The organism is Candidatus Pelagibacter sp. PS_17, from assembly GCF_059417945.1.
This window is the reverse complement of record NZ_CM182073.1, coordinates 836,112-857,393: the sequence shown is the minus strand read 5'-3', so window position 1 is coordinate 857,393 and position 21,282 is coordinate 836,112. Positions and strand designations below refer to the sequence as shown.

The 21,282-nt window shown below is 30.3% G+C and carries 24 protein-coding genes; 12 read left to right on the top strand and 12 right to left on the bottom strand.

What is annotated here, in order from left to right:
• Window positions 1-18 precede the first annotated feature (18 nt).
• Window positions 19-774: an SDR family NAD(P)-dependent oxidoreductase gene (locus tag AC5SML_RS04645; RefSeq protein ID WP_494616930.1), complete on the bottom strand. Its 756-nt coding sequence runs from the start codon at window positions 772-774 to the stop codon at window positions 19-21.
• 1 nt (window position 775) lies between these two features.
• Window positions 776-2,152, bottom strand: coding sequence for an aldehyde dehydrogenase family protein (locus tag AC5SML_RS04640; protein WP_027307076.1), 1,377 nt, complete (start codon window positions 2,150-2,152; stop codon window positions 776-778).
• Between the two features lie 71 nt (window positions 2,153-2,223).
• Here AC5SML_RS04640 and AC5SML_RS04635 point away from each other — a divergent pair, with 71 nt between their 5' ends.
• A complete protein-coding gene (locus tag AC5SML_RS04635; RefSeq protein WP_494616928.1) occupies window positions 2,224-3,390 on the top strand; it encodes an iron-containing alcohol dehydrogenase in 1,167 nt (388 codons plus the stop codon).
• Window positions 3,387-4,178 (top strand): type 1 glutamine amidotransferase, encoded by a 792-nt coding sequence (locus AC5SML_RS04630; RefSeq protein WP_011282280.1) that lies wholly within the window; start codon window positions 3,387-3,389, stop codon window positions 4,176-4,178. Before AC5SML_RS04635 ends, AC5SML_RS04630 begins: the two co-directional genes overlap by 4 nt.
• 3 nt (window positions 4,179-4,181) lie before the next feature.
• Here AC5SML_RS04630 and AC5SML_RS04625 read toward each other — a convergent pair whose 3' ends face one another.
• Window positions 4,182-5,867, bottom strand: coding sequence for a formate--tetrahydrofolate ligase (locus AC5SML_RS04625; protein WP_027307074.1), 1,686 nt, complete (start codon window positions 5,865-5,867; stop codon window positions 4,182-4,184).
• Window positions 5,868-5,993: 126 nt separating this feature from the next.
• Between AC5SML_RS04625 and AC5SML_RS04620 the strand changes: the two genes are divergently transcribed.
• The 4 genes from AC5SML_RS04620 to AC5SML_RS04605 are packed head-to-tail and all read left to right on the top strand — an operon-like array spanning window position 5,994 to window position 11,099.
• Window positions 5,994-7,250, top strand: a complete 1,257-nt coding sequence (locus AC5SML_RS04620; protein ID WP_027307073.1) for a sarcosine oxidase subunit beta family protein — start codon at window positions 5,994-5,996, stop codon at window positions 7,248-7,250.
• On the top strand, window positions 7,251-7,517 hold the full coding sequence (locus AC5SML_RS04615; RefSeq protein WP_006997999.1) for a sarcosine oxidase subunit delta: 267 nt from the start codon (window positions 7,251-7,253) through the stop codon (window positions 7,515-7,517).
• Window position 7,518: 1 nt separating this feature from the next.
• The gene (locus AC5SML_RS04610) at window positions 7,519-10,515 is read left to right on the top strand and encodes a sarcosine oxidase subunit alpha family protein (RefSeq protein WP_006998000.1); all 2,997 of its coding nucleotides are present in this window, start codon (window positions 7,519-7,521) and stop codon (window positions 10,513-10,515) included.
• Entirely contained in the window at window positions 10,512-11,099 is a 588-nt protein-coding gene (locus AC5SML_RS04605; protein WP_018414298.1) for a sarcosine oxidase subunit gamma family protein, read from the top strand. Before AC5SML_RS04610 ends, AC5SML_RS04605 begins: the two co-directional genes overlap by 4 nt.
• 4 nt (window positions 11,100-11,103) lie before the next feature.
• Here the strand turns inward: AC5SML_RS04605 and AC5SML_RS04600 are convergent, their stop codons facing one another.
• On the bottom strand, window positions 11,104-11,955 hold the full coding sequence (locus tag AC5SML_RS04600) for a DMT family transporter (RefSeq protein WP_006998002.1): 852 nt from the start codon (window positions 11,953-11,955) through the stop codon (window positions 11,104-11,106).
• Window positions 11,956-12,064: 109 nt separating this feature from the next.
• Between AC5SML_RS04600 and AC5SML_RS04595 the strand changes: the two genes are divergently transcribed.
• Window positions 12,065-12,376, top strand: coding sequence for a hypothetical protein (locus tag AC5SML_RS04595; RefSeq protein WP_006998003.1), 312 nt, complete (start codon window positions 12,065-12,067; stop codon window positions 12,374-12,376).
• On the opposite strand, the gene AC5SML_RS04590 is transcribed toward AC5SML_RS04595, so the two are convergent.
• From AC5SML_RS04590 to AC5SML_RS04580, 3 genes are read right to left on the bottom strand one after another with little or no spacing between them, the layout of a single operon-like run.
• On the bottom strand, window positions 12,366-12,806 hold the full coding sequence (locus AC5SML_RS04590) for a hypothetical protein (protein ID WP_020169576.1): 441 nt from the start codon (window positions 12,804-12,806) through the stop codon (window positions 12,366-12,368). The genes AC5SML_RS04595 and AC5SML_RS04590 overlap by 11 nt on opposite strands.
• A 3-nt stretch (window positions 12,807-12,809) precedes the next feature.
• Window positions 12,810-13,556 carry an aspartate/glutamate racemase family protein gene (locus AC5SML_RS04585; RefSeq protein ID WP_006998005.1) on the bottom strand — a complete coding sequence of 249 codons (747 nt, stop codon included), beginning with the start codon at window positions 13,554-13,556 and terminating at the stop codon, window positions 12,810-12,812.
• 37 nt (window positions 13,557-13,593) lie between these two features.
• Window positions 13,594-13,941: a cupin domain-containing protein gene (locus AC5SML_RS04580; protein ID WP_006998006.1), complete on the bottom strand. Its 348-nt coding sequence runs from the start codon at window positions 13,939-13,941 to the stop codon at window positions 13,594-13,596.
• Between the two features lie 59 nt (window positions 13,942-14,000).
• Here AC5SML_RS04580 and AC5SML_RS04575 point away from each other — a divergent pair, with 59 nt between their 5' ends.
• Window positions 14,001-14,759: an alpha/beta fold hydrolase gene (locus AC5SML_RS04575; protein WP_041185800.1), complete on the top strand. Its 759-nt coding sequence runs from the start codon at window positions 14,001-14,003 to the stop codon at window positions 14,757-14,759.
• 81 nt (window positions 14,760-14,840) lie between these two features.
• Here the strand turns inward: AC5SML_RS04575 and AC5SML_RS04570 are convergent, their stop codons facing one another.
• From AC5SML_RS04570 to purE, 4 genes are all read right to left on the bottom strand, one after another.
• On the bottom strand, window positions 14,841-15,047 hold the full coding sequence (locus tag AC5SML_RS04570; protein WP_006998008.1) for a cold-shock protein: 207 nt from the start codon (window positions 15,045-15,047) through the stop codon (window positions 14,841-14,843).
• Window positions 15,048-15,165: 118 nt separating this feature from the next.
• The gene (locus tag AC5SML_RS04565; protein WP_271479738.1) at window positions 15,166-15,633 is read right to left on the bottom strand and encodes a GNAT family N-acetyltransferase; all 468 of its coding nucleotides are present in this window, start codon (window positions 15,631-15,633) and stop codon (window positions 15,166-15,168) included.
• Between the two features lie 11 nt (window positions 15,634-15,644).
• Window positions 15,645-16,691, bottom strand: coding sequence for a 5-(carboxyamino)imidazole ribonucleotide synthase (locus AC5SML_RS04560; protein ID WP_006998010.1), 1,047 nt, complete (start codon window positions 16,689-16,691; stop codon window positions 15,645-15,647).
• 9 nt (window positions 16,692-16,700) lie between these two features.
• The gene (purE, locus tag AC5SML_RS04555) at window positions 16,701-17,192 is read right to left on the bottom strand and encodes a 5-(carboxyamino)imidazole ribonucleotide mutase (protein WP_494616925.1); all 492 of its coding nucleotides are present in this window, start codon (window positions 17,190-17,192) and stop codon (window positions 16,701-16,703) included.
• Window positions 17,193-17,306: 114 nt separating this feature from the next.
• On the opposite strand from purE, the gene AC5SML_RS04550 reads away from it, so the two are divergent.
• From AC5SML_RS04550 to AC5SML_RS04535, 4 genes are read left to right on the top strand one after another with little or no spacing between them, the layout of a single operon-like run.
• Complete coding sequence (locus tag AC5SML_RS04550; RefSeq protein ID WP_011282268.1) at window positions 17,307-18,278, top strand: membrane dipeptidase; 972 nt, start codon at window positions 17,307-17,309, stop codon at window positions 18,276-18,278.
• The gene (locus AC5SML_RS04545) at window positions 18,275-19,927 is read left to right on the top strand and encodes a hypothetical protein (protein WP_494616923.1); all 1,653 of its coding nucleotides are present in this window, start codon (window positions 18,275-18,277) and stop codon (window positions 19,925-19,927) included. Before AC5SML_RS04550 ends, AC5SML_RS04545 begins: the two co-directional genes overlap by 4 nt.
• A gap of 5 nt (window positions 19,928-19,932) precedes the next feature.
• Complete coding sequence (locus AC5SML_RS04540) at window positions 19,933-20,544, top strand: DUF3726 domain-containing protein (protein ID WP_006998014.1); 612 nt, start codon at window positions 19,933-19,935, stop codon at window positions 20,542-20,544.
• Window positions 20,537-20,707: a hypothetical protein gene (locus AC5SML_RS04535; RefSeq protein ID WP_011282266.1), complete on the top strand. Its 171-nt coding sequence runs from the start codon at window positions 20,537-20,539 to the stop codon at window positions 20,705-20,707. The genes AC5SML_RS04540 and AC5SML_RS04535 overlap by 8 nt, the downstream gene beginning before the upstream one ends.
• On the opposite strand, the gene AC5SML_RS04530 is transcribed toward AC5SML_RS04535, so the two are convergent.
• On the bottom strand, window positions 20,704-21,249 hold the full coding sequence (locus AC5SML_RS04530; RefSeq protein ID WP_006998016.1) for a hypothetical protein: 546 nt from the start codon (window positions 21,247-21,249) through the stop codon (window positions 20,704-20,706). The two genes, AC5SML_RS04535 and AC5SML_RS04530, sit on opposite strands and share 4 nt — an antisense overlap.
• Between the last annotated feature and the right edge of the window lie 33 nt (window positions 21,250-21,282).

The following is a 21,282-nucleotide window of genomic DNA, read 5'->3' as shown; positions in this document are numbered from 1 at the left end:
GGCGCCTAAAGTTAATAACTACGGCTTAGCCGTAAGACCCCCATCAACAATCAATTCAGTTCCAGTAATATAACTTGCTTGATCACTTAATAAAAATAAAGAAGCATTTGAAATATCTTCGGGTTTACCTACTTTATTTAAAGGAATAAATTTTTCTAAATTTTTCTTTGTATTAGGATTTTTTTTCCATCTAATCTGCATACCCGTATCTATTGGCCCAGGTAAGATTATATTTGATCTAATTTTGTTAGATGCAAATTGAATGGCAAAGGACTTTGAAAGTCTAATCATTGCTGCTTTTGAAGCACCATAAGCGTCTTGAGGTTTGTCATCACCAGATAATGCATCAATGGAAGATATATGCACCATTGAACCAAATTTATTTTTAATCATTTTAGGTACAATAATTTTTGAAAGATACATCATAGATTTTAAATTTATTTCAAAAACTTTATCCCATACATTAAAATCTATATTTACCGCTGATACATCTTTATCAAACCAAAGAACACCAGTTGTATTAACTAGGTAGTCCAATCTTTTGTGTTTTTTATAAAAATTATCGATATATACTTTCAATTTATTAAAATTAGTTACATCAACTTTTTTAAATTCACATTTTTTATTATTATCTAAAAATTCTTTACTAGGACTTTTTAAATCTAACATTAAAACTGAAATATTGTTTTGAGATAGTTTTTTTGACATCTCTAAACCCATACCACCACTTGCACCAGTGATTACAGCAGTTTTACCTTTAAAATTTAATTTCATTTTATTGTTCTTTTCTTAAGTGAAAGCTTTTTGGTGAAGTTAATTTTTCATAAGCTACCTCAGATAGCGAACAACCTTTTCCGGTTTCATTAACACCAGTCCATGATAATGCAGGATCTAGATAATCACATCTATTCATATAAAACGTGCCTGTATTAATTTGATTGCCAATTTTTTGAGCAACATCAAGATCTTTTGTCCAAACTGAAGCTGTTAATCCATAAGGACTATCATTCATTAATTTAATTGCTTCATTATCATCTTTAACCTTCATAATCCCAACACAGGGTCCAAAAGTTTCTTCAGTCATAAAAGCCATATCATGGTTCACGTTTGTTAAAACCTGAGGAATTAAATAATTTTTATGTTCTTTTGAAAAGTTAAATTTACTTTCATCAATCATTTTTTTTGCACCTTTATCAATTGCAGAGTTTATTTGTTGTAAAATAAAATCAGCAGCTGATAGTTTAACCACAGGACCTAAGTTGGTTTCTTTTTCTAATGGATTTCCAAGTTTGTAATTATAAGTTTTTGAAACAAACAATTCTAAAAAATTATTATAAATTTTTTCATCAACATAAATTCTTTCTATTCCACAACATGATTGACCTGAGTTAAAAAAAGATCCATCAACCAAATTTTCAACTGTTTTTTCTAAGTCACAATCATATCTGGCATAAGCTGGATCTTTACCACCCAATTCTAAAGTCATATCAATAAATTTATTCTGAGTTGCTCTTTGAACATCGTAACCTGCTTTTACTGATCCAGTGAATGAGACAAAATTAATTCGCTTATCAGAAACAATTTTTAAACTATCTTCATGGTTTAAATGTAAATAATTAAAAATATCCTTAGGCAGAATTTTTTTAGCTGATTGGTAAAGTTGCTCAGAACATAAAGGGGTTTGAGCAGAATGTTTTAATATAACAGAATTACCTGCTGCCATAGCTGGTATTATAGAGTTTACTGCAACGAGGTATGGATAGTTCCATGGCGCTATTACAAAAACTACACCAAGAGCTTTTCTTTTTATATAACTTTTAAAATTATCATCTTTTGCTACATCAATATTTGATAATTTCTTTTCTGCAATAGATAGCATGTAATCGGCTCTTTCTTTAAAGCCCTTTAATTCACCAGCCGCTTGAGAAATAGGTCTACCAATTTGTCTACTTAGTTCTTCACAAATCAGATCGCTTCTTGATAAAAAATCTTCAACAAAACTTGTTAATAGTTTTACTCTTTCTTTAATATCTAGATCGGCCCACATTTTTTGAGCTTTCATTGAGCCATTAATAGTTTCTTCTATTTTAGCTCCATCATAATTTCTTTCGATATAAAGGGTATTATCAATAGGTGTAATAGTTTTTTGCATAAATATTTCGGTTAAAATTATTTTAGAAAGTGATATACATCAACCAACTTTATAAAACACTAAAACATAATATGCAAAAATACAACTGGAATTATCCTACTACAATGTGGGTAGGTGAAAATAGAATTAATGATGTTGCTTCAGCATGTAAAAATTTAAACATTAAAAAGCCACTGCTTGTTACTGATAATGGATTAGCTCAATCAGTTATTGTTAAAAACACTTTATCGATTTTAAAAGAGGGTGGAATTATTGCTGCATTATATTCAAATGTTGTTGGTAACCCAACTGGTACGAATGTTAATGAAGGTGTTGATAGTTATAAAAAAAACAATTGTGATGGTGTTATTGCGTTTGGAGGTGGTAGTGGTTTAGATGTTGGTAAAGCAGTTGCTTTTATGTCAGGTCAAAATCTACCTATTTGGGATTTCGAAGATGTTGGAGATAATTGGACTAAAGCAAACTCTGATAAGATTGCTCCCATTATTGCAGTACCTACTACTGCGGGCACTGGTTCTGAAACTGGCAGAGCATCAGTAATATTAAATGAAGAAACAGGCGTGAAAAATATTATTTTTCATCCAAAATTTTTACCATCAATAGTTATTTTAGATCCAATTTTAACAGTTGGATTACCAGCAAAAATGACTGCAGCAACTGGAATGGATGCACTAGCACATAATTTAGAAGCCTATTGTGCACCAGGCTATCATCCGATGGCAGATGGAATTGCTTTAGAAGGAATGAGATTAATTGATAAGTGGCTATTAGAAGCTGTTAGCAATGGATCTAATATTGAAGCAAGAATGAATATGTTAACAGCAGCTAGTATGGGCTCAACTGCATTTCAAAAAGGACTAGGAGCAATTCATTCTCTAAGTCACCCTGTCAATGCATTAAATAATATTCATCACGGTTTATCTAATGCAATATTTATGCCTTACGTGTTAACTTTTAACAAAGATGTAATTGAAAAGAAAATAATTAAAATTTGTGACTATTTAGAACTTAAAGACAAATCTTTTGATGGTTTTGTTAACTGGGTTTTAGATTTAAGAAAAAAACTTGATATGCCTCATAAATTATCAGAAGTGATTGATGAAAAAGATTTTGATATTGATAGATTATCAAAAATGGCTTTAGCAGACCCATCTACTGGAGGAAATCCAAAAAAATTAACTGAGGATGATATGAGGATAATGTACCAGAACAGTATGACGGGTGAATTGTTTAAATGAGTGATTTAAATATTTTAATTGTTGAAGGAAATATTAGAGAAGATAGTGAGTTTTTTATTAAAGCAGCTGGAGCTTCTGCAGCAGATAATTTAAAAAATTTAATCTTAAAAATAGAACCATCTGCAATTACTGAAATTATAAATCCTGGTAATGATGATGAGACTACGAATGCTCTAAAAGACATGAGTAAATATAATGGTATTGTCTTTACGGGTGGTGCAATGCGAATAAATGATATGACGGATGTGATTAAGAAACATATTAATTTTGCATCAAATTGTTTTACTCAAAAAAAGAAGATTTTAGCTATTTGTTGGGGATTACAAGTTTGTTCTACAGCAGCTGGAGGCAAGGTAAACCCTGGTAAAAATGGTGCTCACATTGGAATTGCATCAGATGTAATTATTAATAATGAAGGTGAGAAGCATTTTATTTACAAAGATAAGAAAAAAATTTTTACATCACCCGCATTTAATTTTGATGAAGTAAGTGAATTACCGGAAAATGCTATTCTTCTATCAAGTGATAAAGTTAACAATGTAATGGGTGTTAGTTTTAGAGCGGGAAACTCTGAAATTATTGGCTTACAGTATCATCCTGATTATGAGTACTTTCAGATGCTTAAACTTATTGAAGGTCGTAAAGAACGACTATTTGTAAATAAAAATTTTTTAAATGAAGAAGAGTATGAAAGTCATATCTCATACATAAAATCTCAAAACGAACTATTAGATTTTAATGACAGAACATGTGAAGTTAGAAACTGGCTTAATTATCTGCGTAACTAGTTTCTAAAATAGACCTTCAATTTCACCATCTTTATTTAGCTTAATTGAATCTGCTGCTGGAACTCTTGGTAACCCAGGCATCGTCATAACAGCTCCACATATAACAACAATAAACTCTGCTCCAGAAGAAAGTTTAATCTCCCTAATTGGTAAAGAGTGTCCTGTTGGTGCACCTTTTAAGCTTGGATCTGTTGAGAAGCTGTATTGGGTTTTTGCAATACAAATTGGAAAGTCACCATATCCAGCATCTTCAAAGCTTTTTAATTGATCTCTAATTTTAGTATCTGCAATAACCTCATCTGCTCTATAAATTTCTTTTGCAATTGTTTCTATTTTTTTAAAAAGAGGAGTTTTACTTTCATATAAGAATTTAAATTTATCCTCATTTTTCTCACATAATTCAGCAACATGACTTGCAAGTTCTTTTGTACCTTCGCCACCATTTGCCCAATGAGTACAAAGACTTGCTTTAACTCCAATAGTGTCACAAAATTCTATCAAAGCTTTTACTTCATTCTCTGTATCTTTAATAAAATGATTAACAGCTACTGCAACTGGTAAACCAAATTTTTTTACATTTTCTACATGTCTTTGAAGGTTAACTAGACCTTTTTTTAAGGCTTCTACATTTTCTGTTTTAAGATCATCTTTTGCTACACCACCATGCATTTTTAATGCTCTAATAGTTGCAACAATTACAACACAACTAGGTTTTAAATCTGATTTTCTACATTTAATATCAAGGAATTTTTCTGCACCAAGGTCTGCACCAAATCCTGCTTCTGTCACAACATAGTCAGCAAGTTTTAGTCCAGTCTTTGTTGCAATTACAGAATTACAGCCATGAGCAATGTTAGCAAAAGGGCCACCATGAATAATTGCAGGATTATTTTCTAAAGTTTGAGTAACGTTAGGTCGAATTGCATCTTTTAATAATACTGTCATTGGACCTTGTGCTTTTAAATCTTTAGCATAAACAGGTTTTTTATCTCTAGTATAAGCAATTGTAATATTTCCTATTCTCTTTTCTAAATCTTCTAAATCATTTGATAAGCAAAAGATTGCCATGATTTCAGATGCAACAGTAATATCAAAACCATCTTCTCTTGGAAAACCATTTGCAACTCCACCTAAGTTTATATTTATAGATCTTAAAGAACGATCGTTCATATCGATTACTCTTTTCCAGACAATTCTTCTAACATCTATATCAAGTTTATTTCCCCAATAGATATGATTATCAATTAAGGCTGACAACAAATTATGAGCTGATGTTATTGCATGAAAATCTCCAGTAAAATGTAAATTAATTTGTTCCATTGGAACTACTTGAGCATAACCACCACCTGCTGCTCCACCTTTCATTCCAAAAGAGGGACCAAGGCTTGGTTCTCTTAAACAAACAATGGATTTTTTTCCAATTTTGTTTAATCCATCATTTAAACCAACTGAAGTTGTGGTTTTTCCTTCACCAGCTGGTGTAGGAGTGATTGCCGTCACTAATACAAGTTTTCCATTTGGTTTATCTTTTAAAGTGTCTAAATATTCTAAATTAATCTTTGCAATGTGTCTTCCCATTGGACTAAAAGCTGAGCTTTCATCGGGCACATTTATCTTGGCTAAAATATCATTTATAGGTTGCATTTTAGCTTCTCTAGCTATTTGAATGTCTGACTTAACTTCGCTCATTTTAAACTCCTATAAAATTAATTTTTAATGCCCAATTGATATCTTATTTTAAATTTTTGGAAACTTCTAAAAAATATATATAAAAAAAATAAGAACTATTTATATTCCTTTGTATAAAATTATTTTATGCAAAAATATTCTATATTTAATTTGATCAAAAATGCCTTCTCTGGTCATCAAAATTGGGATTTGGCTTGGAAAGATCCAACTCCTAAAAAAGAATATGATGTGGTTATAATTGGTGGAGGTGGTCACGGCCTAGCAACTGCTTATTATTTAGCTAAAGAGCACAATATTACAAACGTTGCTATCATTGAAAAAGGTTGGATAGGGGGCGGAAATGTTGGAAGAAATACCACAATCATTAGATCAAACTACATGCATGACGATAATGCATTGTTCAGTGAGTTTGGAATGGATTTGTGGAGAAAAATGAGTCAGGATTTAAACTACAATGTAATGTTTTCTCCAAGAGGAATTATTAACCTTGCTCACTCAGATGCCCAGATGAATGTTTTCGCAAGGAGAGGAAACTCAATGCGATTAAATGGTATCGATGCAGTTTTATTAAATAGAGAAGAGGTAAAAGAAATTATTCCAATGGCTGACTTTTCAGACAATGTAAGGTTTCCTATATTTGGTGGACTGATGCAACCAAGCGCTGGAACGGCAAGGCATGATGCTGTTGCATGGGGTTATGCACGTCAAGCAGATTCAATGGGTGTAGATATAATTCAAAATTGTGAAGTAACAGGTTTTGATGTTGTAGGTGGAAAAATTCAAGGAGTTAGAACTTCACGAGGAGATATTAAAGTTAAAAAAATTGGACTGTGTGTTGCAGGTAGTACAAATGTTTTAGCAGAGAAATTAAATATGACAGTACCAATTGAAACACATCTTCTACAAGCTTGTGTTTCAGAACCAGTTAAACCTGTTTTAGATAAAGTTGTAACTTTTGGTGCAGGACACTTTTATATTAGTCAGTCGGATAAAGGTGAGATGGTAATGGGAGGAGATTTGGATGGCTATAATAGCTATGCGCAAAGAGGAAACCTTCCAACCCTTCAACATGTTTTAACTGAAGGAATTGCGATGATGCCTTTTCTTAGCAAACTAAAAATGCTTAGAACTTGGGGTGGGATAATGGATATGTCTATGGACGGCTCGCCTATAATAGATAAAACTCATATTGAAGGATTATATTTAAATTGTGGATGGTGTTATGGTGGATTTAAAGCAACACCAGCATCAGGATGGACATTTGCACATACAATTGCACAAGATAGAGTTCACAAATTAAATGCTGGATATAGTTTAAATAGATTTCACACAGGTCACTTATTAGATGAAAAAGGACTTGGAACTAAAACGTGGATTTCATAAATGCTTCATATTAAATGTCCTCACTGTGGGATGAGATCTCAAAATGAATTTTCATATGGTGGTGATGCAACTGTTAAAAGACCAGAACTTAATAAAGAAGTTTCAGATCAAGATTGGGATAATTTTGTCTATAATAGAAAAAGTTTAAGAGGAAAACACAAAGAGCTATGGCAACATATATCAGGATGCAGACAGTGGATTAAAGTAGAAAGAGACACTGCAACTCACGAAATATTTAAAACCGTTAAAGCTAGCGAAGATATTTAATATGACACAAAATTATAGATTAGATAATGTTGGATTAATAAATAGAGATAAAAAAATCTCATTTAAGTTTAATGGAGTAACTTACTTTGGTTACGAGGGAGATACCTTAGCTTCAGCGTTGCTTGCTAATGGAGTTCATTTAATAGGTAGAAGCTTTAAATATCATAGACCTAGAGGGTTTTTTGGTGCAGGAGTGGATGAACCATACGCAATTGTTCAACTATATAGAAATAATGAAACTGAACCAAATGTAAAAGCTACAGAGCAAGAATTATTTGAAGGCTTGGAAGCAACAAGCGTTAATTGTTGGCCGAGTGTTAATTTTGATATTGGTGCTATCAACAATTTGTTAAAAATATTTCTTCCAGCAGGATTTTATTACAAAACGTTTATGTGGCCAAAAAGTTTTTGGTACAAAGTTTATGAGCCATTTATAAGAAAAGCAGCAGGACTTGGGGTTGCATCAATTGAACATGACAAGGAAAGATACGAACATAAATATGAGTATTGTGATTTGTTAATTGCAGGTTCAGGACCCTCTGGTTTAGCAAGCGCATATGCTGCTGCTAAAAATGGAGCAAGAGTAATTTTAGCAGAAGACAAGCCTAGATTTGGTGGAACTTTATTAACTAGCGAGGTTAATATTGGAAATCAAACAGGAAAAGAATGGGCAGAAAATATTATTTCTGAACTTAAAGAAATGCCTAATGTTATTGTTAAAAATAGATCTCAGGTATTTGGTTACTATGATCACAATATGTTAGTGATGTCAGAAAAATTAAGTGATCACTTACCTAAAACTAAAAAATATAATCCAAAACAAAGACTTTGGTATATTAGAGCAAAAGAAGTTTTAATTTCATCAGGATCAATTGAAAGACCTTTAGTATTTGGAAATAATGATACACCAGGTGTGATGCTGTCTTCTGCAGCAAAAGAATATTTAAAAGTTTATGGAGTGTTAGTTGGTAAAAAACCTTTAATATTTACCAATAATGATAGCGGATATGAAACGGCTATAGAGTTTAAAAAAAATGGTGTTGATCCAATTATTTTAGATACAAGAAAAGAACCAAAGTCAGAAATTATAGATGAAGCAAAAAAACTAGATATTGAAATTAAATTTTCTTACGTAGTAGTTGCTGCTAAAGGGTATAAAAAAGTTAAATCAGCTGAAGTTGCAAAAATTTCAGATGATAAAAATGAACTAGGAACTTTAGAAAATATCAATTGTGATTGCATTTGCGTTTCAGGTTTTTGGACACCAACAATACATTTAGCTTCTCAATCAGGAAATAAAACTACTTTTAATAAGGATATAGATGCATTTGTACCTGGATTATCAAAACAAAATGAAACAACTTTAGGTGCTGCTAATGGAACTTTTACATTAGAAGAAACTTTAAAAAGTTCATTTGAAACTGGATATGAACTTTCAAAAAAAATTACTAATAATGATAACAAAACATCATCACCAACAGTTATGGAAAAAAAATCTACCACCCATGATAAATTTTGGTGTGTGCCTTTGCCTAAAGGAAAAACATATAAAAGATTTTTAGATTTTCAAAACGATGTAGCTGTTTCAGATGTAGAAATTGCACTAAAAGAAGGGTATCGATCCATAGAACATGTAAAAAGATACACGACACTAGGAATGGCCACAGACCAAGGAAAAACAAGTAATCTCAACGGTTTGCAATTAGTTTCAAACATTGAAAATAAAATAGTGCCAGAAGTAGGTCATACAACTTTTAGACCTCCGTATACACCAGTTACTATTGGTGCAATTGTTGGAAGAGAAGTTGGAAAACATTCAAAACCAACAAGAAAATCACCAATGCACACTTGGCATGAAAAAAATAATGCTGTGTTTGTAGATGCAGGTGTTTGGTTGAGACCAAGATATTATAAAATTGGAGAAGAAACTTTATTTGAAGGTTCAAAAAGAGAAGCTAAAAACGTTAGAACAAATGTAGGTGTTTGTGACGTAACTACTTTAGGTAAAATTGACATTAAAGGACCTGATGCAGCAGAGCTACTAAATAGAGTTTACACTAATGCTTGGTTAAAACTGCCAGTTGGTAAAGCAAGGTATGGTGTAATGTTAAGAGAAGATGGAATTGTTATGGATGATGGAACAACAACAAGAATTTCTGAAAACCATTATCATATGACAACAACAACAGCACAAGCAGCGAATGTTTTATCTCATCTTGAATATTATCTACAACTTGTATGGCCAGAACTAAATGTAAATGTGGTTTCAACTACAGAGCAATGGGCAGGAGCTGCAATTGCTGGGCCAAAATCTAGAGACTTATTACAAAAATTATTTCCAAATATTGATGCTTCAAATGAAGGATTACCTTTTATGGGATATTTAGAAGCAGATTTATTTGGAGTTCACGCACGAATTTTTAGAATTTCATTTTCAGGAGAGCTTGCTTATGAAGTTAATGTCGAATCTGATAATGGAAACTTTATGTGGGAGAAGATAATGGAAGTAGGACAAGAATTTAAAATTCAACCTTATGGCACTGAAGCATTATCAACTCTAAGAATTGAAATGGGTCACATTGCAGGATCAGAACTTGATGGCAGAACCATTCCTTATGATAACTCTTTAGAAGGACTGGTTAGTAAAAAGAAAGATTTTATAGGGAAACGCTCATTAGAAAGAGAAGCATTTATAGCTGAAGATAGACAAAAAGTAGTAGGGGTTGTTCCAATTGATAAGAAAACAAGTATCCCGGAAGGGTCTCATTTAGTTAAAGATGCAATGGCTCCAACACCAAATCCTAAATTAGGATATATTTCAGCATCTTGTTGGAGTGTTGAATACGATAATCCATTTTCACTAGCAATTCTTAAGGATGGAAAAAATATGATAGGGAAAAAACTATTTGCAATGTCTCCTTTAAAAAATAAAACAATACCAGTTGAGATTGTTTCATCGCATTATGTTGATCCAAAAGGTGAAAGAGTAAGATCATGACTTCAATTTCTGCTTTAAAGAATATTCATATCAAAGGTTTATTTGGTGATCATGAAGGAAAAAATGATAAAGAGCTGTTAAAAATAAGCGAATTAAGCGACTATCTAATCATTCAAATTGTTAAGTATAATAGTTCAGCAATAACTATTGAAAATATTAAGTTAGATGATTTGAACTTAAAAAATGAAACTCAAAATATAAGCTGTAACACCAATACAAGAATTTTATGGAATGGACCAAATAACTGGCTTTTAGTTTCTTCAAAGAAAGAAATTTTAAAAGAAATTAATGAAAAATTACCAGAAACAGATTTCGCCATAACAAATATATCTCATAGCAGAGCGATAATTCAAATAGAGGGAAAAAATACAAAAGAGATATTAAAAAAAGGATGTCCTTTTAATTTTAATGAATTGAAAAAAAATACTTGTTTAAATTCAATTTATAACGGAATGTCAGTTACAATTGATATGCTAGATGACAATCCAGATAAAGTTAGAATATTTACATTAAGAAGTTTTGGAGAATCTTTTTATCATTCAATTACTGATGCTTGCTTAGAATTTGGTTATAAAGGAATTTAAAAATTTATTGCTTTCTTGTTGCAATATAAACACCAAAAGTTGCCACAGCAAAACCAACTAAATCTAGATTATTCAATTTTTCATTCAAAAATATCCAGGCCATTATTGCAGTAGTAGGGGGTATTAAAAAAAATATAGAAACAGTTTTACTTGCTGAGTTGTTCTTAATTAAAAACATTAAGATTGTGAAAGCTCCAAAAGATACAAGGAATATCTGATGACTCATTGCTATTAAGAATGTGGATGTAAAATTAATATAAGGTTCACTAAAAATTAAAATAATTATTATATGAAAAGAACAGCCACCTATTGCTTGATACATATTACTTACAGACAAAGGTAAATTATTACTTATTTTTTTTTGCCATAAAGTAGAAGTTGTGATCGCTAGAAGAGCCACAAAAGAAGCTATCACTCCAAAAATAGGAAGGCTTGATCCAATATCAAAACCTAAAACTAAAGCTGCACCAATAAATCCAAGGATCACTCCAATCCATTGTTTAAAAGTAACTTTTTCACCTAAAAATTTTCCTGCTAAAGCATTGGTTAAAATTGGCTGTAAGGTTACAATTAATGCAGCGATACCGGTAGGCATTCCGATTGAAACTGAATAAAAAACACCTCCCAAATACACACCATGAAAAAGTACTCCACTAAAAAGTGATTGTAGAAGGTTTCTTAAATTTGTTAAAATTTTTTGTTTTGTATAAATTGAATAAATATAGAAACCAAAAGCTACCACAAAAAATCTAAAGGCTAATGCAGCAAAAGGATCACTATTGTCTATTATTGGTTTTGTTGTCACAAAAGCTGAGGACCACAAAATGATAAAAATAAATGGAAAAATTTTAACCATACCGAAGTTATAGGTCATATTTTATATCAATATTAGAGATTAATATCCAAAATGAACACTTTCTCTCTTGAGTTGTACTTATAAATACTTAGGATTAGGTAGGAGTATAATGATTTTAAATAAAATAATTGCTGGATTATTTTTGTTATTTTTTCTTAATGGTTGTGTGCAAAGTGCAGCTTTATTAGGACCTGCTTATACATTAGCTAGCTCTGGTAATATCTATCAAGCTGGCCTTTCATATGGTTCTAATCAAGCAGTTAAAGAAATTACTGGTAAGTCTCCTACTGAAAATATTAAAAGCTTTGTAGAGGATAAAAAATTAAAAGTTGAAGAAGAAGAAAGCCAAGAAGAGTTTTTTGCTTTAGTCAAAAGTAGAATAGAAAAAACAAGTAAAATTATTCAATTAGCTAATCAGTAATACCTAATAATAGCTGCTCTGATTGCCCAGTTTCTTTACACCACAGTTCATAACTTTCACACATACGCCATAAAAATTGTTGTGCTCTATTTGATGCTTCGATGAGAGTATTGTTTTCAGTCTCGTAAAGTTTAGGAATTTTAATTAAATTTTTAATAGTCATATCTTTTTGAATTTCTAAAAGTTTAATGGTTTCATCTGGTATTTTATTTCCAGTATCTTTGTCTAGATACTCATTTTTTTTTAATTCACTAAACCATTCGTCGTGTAATGCACCAGTGCTTAATTTTATAAATTCATTAGTTTCCATGAATTTATTAATAGCTTGTTTTACATCAAGCTCCGGATCTTTATTTTTTTCAATAGAAACGTAGGAGTAAATAATTTCAGCCATATATATAACATATGGTTTTTTGACTTTTATATTCATTATCTATTTTTTATATTTTGCCATACAGGAGTTGGCTAATATTAAATTAGGATCAAGGTACAATTTTGAAACTTTAGCATTTTGTAAAGATTTATATGCAAAAATTGCAATAGGTATCTCAGTGCAGCCAAGTATTATTTTTTTACATTTTTGTTTGATTAAATATTTAATTGCAGGCTTAATAGTTTTTTCTGCTAGTTTTATATTGCCCATTTTTACATGTTTGATTGTTTTGTTTACTGAACTTGTTTGTAAATTACTTAAAGGTTTAATCAATACATAATCCTTTTTAAAAATTTTATCATAAATCTCAGTTTTTAAAGTTCCCTCTGTTGCAAGAAGTCCAATTTTAGAATTTTTTTTACAACTTTTTTTTGTTTGTATAAAAACTTCTTTAGGCATGTTAATGATCGGTATCTTGATTTTTTTCTTTAAATCTTCATACCAATAGTGTGCAGTGTTACAGGGTATAACAATAAATTTGCACCCACTTTTTTCTAATGATTTACATCCATCTAACAAACTTTTTAAAACTCTATTATATTTTTTTGTATTTTTTGAGTTTCTTGGAATTGTAGATAATGATTTAGTTTGAACACCAATAGATTCTGGTCTTCCAGGAATATTTGATTTGTTATAAAGCATGAATAAAGGGTATTCTTGATCACTTTTTCCTCTATTTAACATTGCGAGTTTATTGCAAAAATCAAGTCCCGCTTGAGTTCCCATTCCGCCTAAAATTCCAATCATAAATATATATTTTCTATTAAATTTATTTAATAATTCCTTAAAGAGGTTTGTTGATACCTCTCATAAAAACTAAAATTAAGCAACCATCTTTAGTAAAGGATGAGTGTGTAGAGCCTGGTTCAAAAGTAACAAAATCACCTTTTTTAAAAACTTTATTATCTGGATCAGTTAATTCACCTTCTAACATCAAAAATTCCTCAAAGCCTGTATGCACATGGGGCAAACTTTTAGCATTTGGTTCCATCTTTAAAAGATAAGTTCCATTACCACCATTTTCTTTATTATAGCTAATTTTATGCCAACTCATTCCAGGCACAACAACCCCATAATTATCAAATGGAGTGAATTCAACATCATAAAGGTCAGTTATTTTTCTATTTGTCATACTTGTTAGTTACTTATTATTAAATTGTTATATTCGATGATTATTAATAAAATATAAATATGCAAGATATATTTATTGAAGATATGGGAAGTGGCACTCCACTAGTGTTAGTGCATGGTTTTTTAGGATCATCTGAGATGTGGACTTTGCAAACTGACTTTTTTAAAAAGAATTTTAGAGTTTTGGCACCAGCATTACCTGGTTTTGGAAAAAGTAATAAAGTTAACTCATATAATTCAATTGAAGGTATGGCTAAATCTATATTGACAAGTTTAGAAAAAAAGAAAATAGAACGTTTTTATTTATTAGGTCACTCAATGGGTGGCATGATTGTGCAAGAAATGGCAAAGTTAGCAGGTGAAAAAATATTAAAATTAATTTGTTATGGTACAGGACCAAGAGGAAATATACCTGGCAGATTTGAAACCATAGATGTTTCTAGAGACAAACTAAAAATTAATGGACTGGATAACACAGCTTATAGAATTGCAAAAACATGGTTCATTGAAGAGGATAAATCTAAATATTTTTATTTATGTGAAGAAGCGGGTAAACAAACTTCTTTAGAGGCGGCGGACAATGCTCTTGTTGCTATGAAAAATTGGAGTGGTATTGAAAATTTAAAAAATATTAAGAATGAAACTTTGATAATTTGGGGAGATCAAGACAAAGCCTATAACTTCAACCAAGTAGAAACTTTAAAAGAAAATATTATAAATAGTGAACTTAGAATAGTTAATGGCTGCTCTCACAATGTCCATTTAGAGAAGCCAGATGAATTTAATACAATAGTGAGTGAATTTCTTAAAAAAAACTGATTGGTATTGGCTGAAATATTTAGCTAAATAATTAAAAAATTAATTTAATTAAAAAATCGCAGCCAATAGAAAGTGTGAATATTATGCAGTTTTTAAATTTACCGCTGAAGGACCTTTTGGACCATCTTCAACTTCAAAAGTCAAAGCTTGACCTTCATCTAAACCGTTCATACCAGCATCTCTAACAGCTGAAACGTGAACGAATACATCTTTTTCTTTATCTTCTCTTTCAATAAAACCAAAACCTTTAGTTGGATTGAACCATTTTACTTTTCCTTGTAGACTCATATTTATCTTCTTACTTTTTATTGTGTTACTTTTATTACTTATAATTAAGTAATTCTCGCTTTGTTTAGATTTATTGAGGTTTTGTCAACTAAATTTAAAAGAATAAATAATTAAAGACTTATTTGTTGCTTATTAGCATGGTCATATAAATAGAGTTGATATCTTTTTTATAATGAGAGAAGGGCTCGCAGGGCTCAAAACCACACTTACTAAATAGTTTTCTGGCATTTAAAAAGAACTCACCAGCACCTGTTTCTAAACTTAATCTTTTAATATTAAGTTTTTTTGCCTCATTAATTAGATGATTTATGACTTTTGTACCATTTCCTTTACCTCTAAAGTTGTCACTAACCCTTATAGATTTGAATTCACCATGTTCATTATCTAGGAATTTTAATGCGCCACTTCCCATTAGGTTATTTTCTTCCCACAGGCTCCAAAATTTAATAGATGGGTCTTTTAATCCAGCTATATCAAGTACGTGAGCACTACCTTCAGGTGACACAGATCTTAACTCAATGAAATGCTTTATAAGTAGCTCATGAACTTCTGGATTATCAAAATTTCCTTCGATTGATTTTAGCATATGAGTAATATCTACTTAAGAAGAGTTGTTAGGTGCCCCATTTTTCTTTTTGGTTTAATTTCTTTTTTAAGATAATCAAAGAAAAATTCATTTTCATTGTGTTCTTTATTTCTGTAATTAGTAATTTGATCTCCAATTATATTTGTCATCATTGCATTGGATATTTTTTTAAGAGGTATTTGCTCTAGTTTACAAACTGCTCTTACATGATTTTCAAATTGACTTACATTATACGCATTAATTGTTAGATGCCCTGAGTTATGAACTCTTGGTGCAATTTCATTTACATAAAGGTTATCATTCCTGTCAATGAAAAACTCAACACACAAAGTTCCAACATATTTTAATTCTTCTGCAATTGTTGTAGCCCATAGTTTTGATTGTTCTAATATTTTATCACTAATCTCTGCTGGAATTTTAGAATTTCTTAAGATTTGATCTTCATGTTCATTTTCAATGGGTTCATAAATTTCATATTTTTGAATACCAAACCTAGTAATGATTATTGAAATTTCTTTTTTTAATTTTACTAATTTTTCTAAAATATAACCTTTTGAATAATCAACATCAATTGAGTCTAAATTTTCTAAACTGTTAATAGGGTGTTGACCTTTGCCATCATATCCTAATGTAGTAGTTTTGAGTATACCAGGTAATAAATCTTCAACAGAATCTATTTCAGATTTTTTTTCAATAGATACATATCTTGTAGTTCTTATATTTAGATTATTGATAAAATCTTTTTCTGCTAATCTATGCTGAATTATTCTATTTACAGAAGGTTTTGGTAAAACAGGTTTTATTTTATTAATTTCATTTAATGTTTCATAGGGAATATTTTCAAATTCATAAGTTACAACATCAACTTTACTCAAAAACTCATTAATCTTGTTTTTATCATTATATTCACCTTGTACAAAATCATTAGAAAAATTTTGGGCAGGAGCATCAATATCATTGCAAAAAATAACTGTTTTAATTTCAAGTTTATTTGCAGCAATAGCAAGCATACTACCTAACTGACCTCCCCCTATAATTCCAAGAATTGGTTTAGACATATTTTACAACTATTTGGGTTTTTTTTTAACAGATTTGCTTTGATTTAAACGAAACTGATTTAATTTTCTCTTAACAGTTAAATCACTAAGACCAATAATAGATGCAGCTAATAAGGCAGCATTAATTGCACCATCTTCTCCAATTGCTAATGTTCCAACAGGTATTCCTTTTGGCATTTGTGCAATGGATAGAAGACTATCAAGACCTTTCAGCTTTTTACTTTCAATTGGAACACCTAGTACCGGTAGAGAAGTAAGGGCTGAAATCATTCCTGGTAAATGTGCAGATCCACCAGCTCCAGCAATAATTACTGCAATACCATTTTTTTCAGCATTAATAGCAAATTCATACATTCTTTTAGGGGTTCTATGAGCTGATATTATTTTTATTTCAAATTTTATGTTTAATTTTTTAAGAATATTTTGACAAAATGTCATGGTTTTGTAGTCAGATTGACTACCCATAACAATTGATACTTTGTTTAATTTATTTTTAGCCATTTGTTGTAATTTTATTCTAACGTAAATTGTTATTTCAAATTAAGCCTAAAATTTCAATAAAATTAATAGAATTTATCTATCTTATTGGTATTCTTTAAAACAAAGAAGATCACAATGAATTTTAAAATTGATAATTTACAATATTGTAACTGGTCTAGAGAAATTTTTCAGATCAATAAACAAGCAGGACTGGATGCAATCCATGTAACTATTGTTTACCACGAAGATTTTGATGAGCTAAAAACGGTATTAAAAAATTGGGAAAATCACTTTTCAGAAAATTCCGACTTAATTTTTCACGGTAAAAGTTTTAAAGATATTGAAAAAGCTAAATCTGAAAATAAAACTGCAGTTTTTTTTGGTTTTCAAAATTGTTCACCTATAGAAGATGATATTGGATTGGTTGAAAAAGTTTATGATTTAGGATGTAGGTTTATGCAGCTTACTTATAATAATCAGTCCTTACTAGCGACGGGATGTTATGAAGCAATTGATAGTGGTGTTACTAATTTTGGTAAAGAGGTAATTAAAGAGATGAATAGACTAGGTCTTGTAATAGACATGTCTCATTCAGCAGAAAAAAGTACAATTGATGCAATTGAGATAAGTGAAAAACCAATTGCAATAACTCATGCAAATCCATCATTTTGGCATCCAGCTAAGAGAAACAAATCAAACGAACTATTAAAAATTTTATCCAAACACAAAGGAATGTTGGGTCTCTCTTTATATCCTCATCATTTAAAAGATGGGACAGATTGTTCTTTGGAAAGTTTTTGTGAAATGACAGCTAAGACTGCTGAGATTATGGGCGTTGAAAAAATTGGAATAGGTTCAGATCTTTGTTTAAACCAACCAGATACTATTGTTGAATGGATGAGAAATGGTACTTGGACTAAAAGCAAAAATTATGGAGAAGGGTCTAAAAACAAACCTGGTTTTCCAAAACAACCTGATTGGTTTTTAGATGCAAGAGGATTTGAAAACTTAGAGATAGGACTTAAAAAAGTTGGTTTTTCAGAAAGTGAAGTAAATGGAATTCTTGGAAACAACTGGTATAATTTTTACAAAGAAATGAACCAATGAATATTTCTTTAAGAGACCCCAATGTAGTAATGAAGCTATCAAGACTTGGGTCTTTTCATCAATCTAAACTTTCATTTTTAAGAAGTTTTTTAAAAGAATTTAAGGATTGGGATTACAAAAGAGATTTATTTGAATTAAACGAACATGGCTATGGTACTGCAGTTTATTCATTTAAGAAAAAAAATAGAGTGTATTCATTAATTTGTTTTGCAAATGAATTAGATGATAATGAAAGATCAGATAGAGTTATAGCTACCAAATGGGATGCAGCCTTCACACTTTTTGATGGTGTTCCAAAAAAACAAGATATTGAAAGATTAAAAAACGAAGTACCAAAACAAGAATTTGGCAGACTTTCTTATAAAGAATTAACTCTTTCAAGAGCTAATAAATCAGTAAGAGTTTTCAATCATGTGGTTGAATGTTTAAGCGAAGGTAAGCAGCCTGATAATGATTTGTTAACTAGTGTTGGTTATTTATATAGAACCACAGCAGTTTATGGGTCAGGTAAATTTGGCTTAGCAGACAGATTTAGAATTAAAGACCGAGAAGAAATATATGGTCCATTTAGATTGGAAATGATGTTGGTTTATCTGGTAAGACAATTTACTTTTGATCAAGTTAATCACGTTGCAAAAAGTAAGAATCCAAAAAAAGCTGTAAATCTTGATATAAATATTTGTAAAGGTTTAGGAATAGGAAATTCTACAGGTCTTGGAATGGCTCCATTTATTGTTAATCATCCAACTCTTTTAAATAACTGGATTTCAGCAAGAGAAATTTCTTTAAAAAAAATAAGAGAGATAAAAACAATATCAGAGAAAGATAAAAACTTATTTTTAGAATGTTTAAAAAAATCAATAAAGAATATCACTTCTTGGAATACTGAAAGTGAATATCAAATAAATAAGATTAAATCTTTATTGAAAGATCTTAATGAATTTATTGTCTATCTAGATAATGAATTTAATTTTGAGCAAGATTATGCCTTTAACGAATTATATCTGTATTTAGAAAAAAAATATTGTGAAGAATGCATTGAATATGTCGTCTCAATGATGATGGAACCTTATGATAATATAACGTCCCCGTTAATTAAAGAAATGAGCTCTGAAGAAGAAAAATATTTCAATATTCCAACTGAGCGAACGGTAGAAGACTTAAAGCTAATTTTAGAAAAAAAATATCCAGATATCTTAACAATAGATTTTACCAAAGATGAAAATAATTTAAATTTTTGGTTTATCTCAAAAAATAAAGAGGAACCAAGACTAGCAAATAGATTTGATGAAGTGGGTGCTGAGTTAGAGCAACCCTTAGCAATTGCAAGAGATATTAAAAAACTTTATGAATCGTTATCGGTTACTAAAAATAGTTGGACTATTGCTAAATTTTTATCAACCAATAATGAGTTAAGACACGTTGTAAGAAGAGCATTTATAGTGGAGAAATTTCCTTATTCGGAAATACAAGACAATACTATTGGCCAAGAAATAATGCCTATTGATATGTTGAGACTAAAATTATCTTTTTTTGGAGCATTAAAATTTGATCCACGTTCTGATAAGTGGCTAAGAATATGCATGTTTCAAGGAGCACCCCTACCAGAACAATTAAAAAACTATGATGAACATTGGGTTTATAATTAATCAACATGAGATCATTAAGCGAAATAGATACAGTTTCTAAAAGATCAAGTAGAGCTGCAGGATATTCATGGGGGATTGCAGAAGAGATTGGAAAAAATATAAGACTACTCGAAATTTTTAGTTTACCTGGAATTAAAAACTTAAATAGTTTTTTTAAGAAAAAAAAAGAAATAAGGTTAGAGAATATCAGCATCATAAAGCAAGACAATGAGGCTGGTAAAAATGAATATTGCCCAATAATCGCAGGGGTAAATTTTTTAGATCAGATTAAAACTCTAGAAACTTTAAATGAGATAACGTTTAAAAAAGTCTCATATCCATTACTTTTCCTACCATTTGTAAGTAGAGCAGCTGAGGTAATCGGTAAAAGAATATTCTTAAAAATGGATGACAGGGAGTTTTTATTAAACTTTAATAATAATATTTATTCTAATTACACTAAAAACGAAATTATTGAATCTGCTGAAAATATTTATTTAAAAGTTTTAGAAAACAGAGACTCGTTTGAAGAAAAAGAATGGAATGAGCTTTATAAGCTTTCAGAAGAAACGTTTGTTGAAGAAAATGAAAGCTTAAAACAAGGTGGAGCAGGAGCTGGCCTTACTGATAATGACTAAAGACTTTAATGATCAAGATAATAATGATGAAGAAGTTCTTCAATTAGATAATTTTTGTGAAGAGTGTAAAAAAGAAGACCCAAGTGTTTCTCAAAATTTAATTTTAACAGGATTTAAAACCTGCAATTCTTGTAAGCTTTCAAAAACTATATTTCCAATTTAACTGATATTGCTTATAGGCAAAGCATTCATTTTGCTCATTACAAAAGATATTGAAAGAAAAGCAATTATTAAAAAAGCTAAAAAGACTATTCCAAATGATTTAAAATTAGACTTTAGATTTAAAACTTGTTTTGTTGAAATGATTAATCCAGCAAATATCCAGAACTGAGTTAAAAATATAATTGGGATCATTAAATCTGGTGTTACAGCAAAAAATCTTAAAAGCCCTGGTGCATGAGCAAACCCGACAGCTGTTAAAACTTTTTTAAATGAAACTTTAGTATCTTTATCTGGAAATAATTTTACACCGATCACATAAATAAATAGTCCCCATACAAACCAAGTAAGAATGGCAGTTAAACCAGACATTGCAACAGCAGTTTTAATAACAGTGTTTGCTGCAACAGCTCCTGCTAACCCGTCTAGTATCATGATAAGGCCTGCAAAATATATTGCAGCTTCACCAAAGTTCTTATTATCTTTGTAAAGAGATTTATCTAATTTAATAGACCGAACAACTATATTTAAAAATTGACCAAACATTATTTATTTTTTTTACTATTTTTCTGCGCTTTA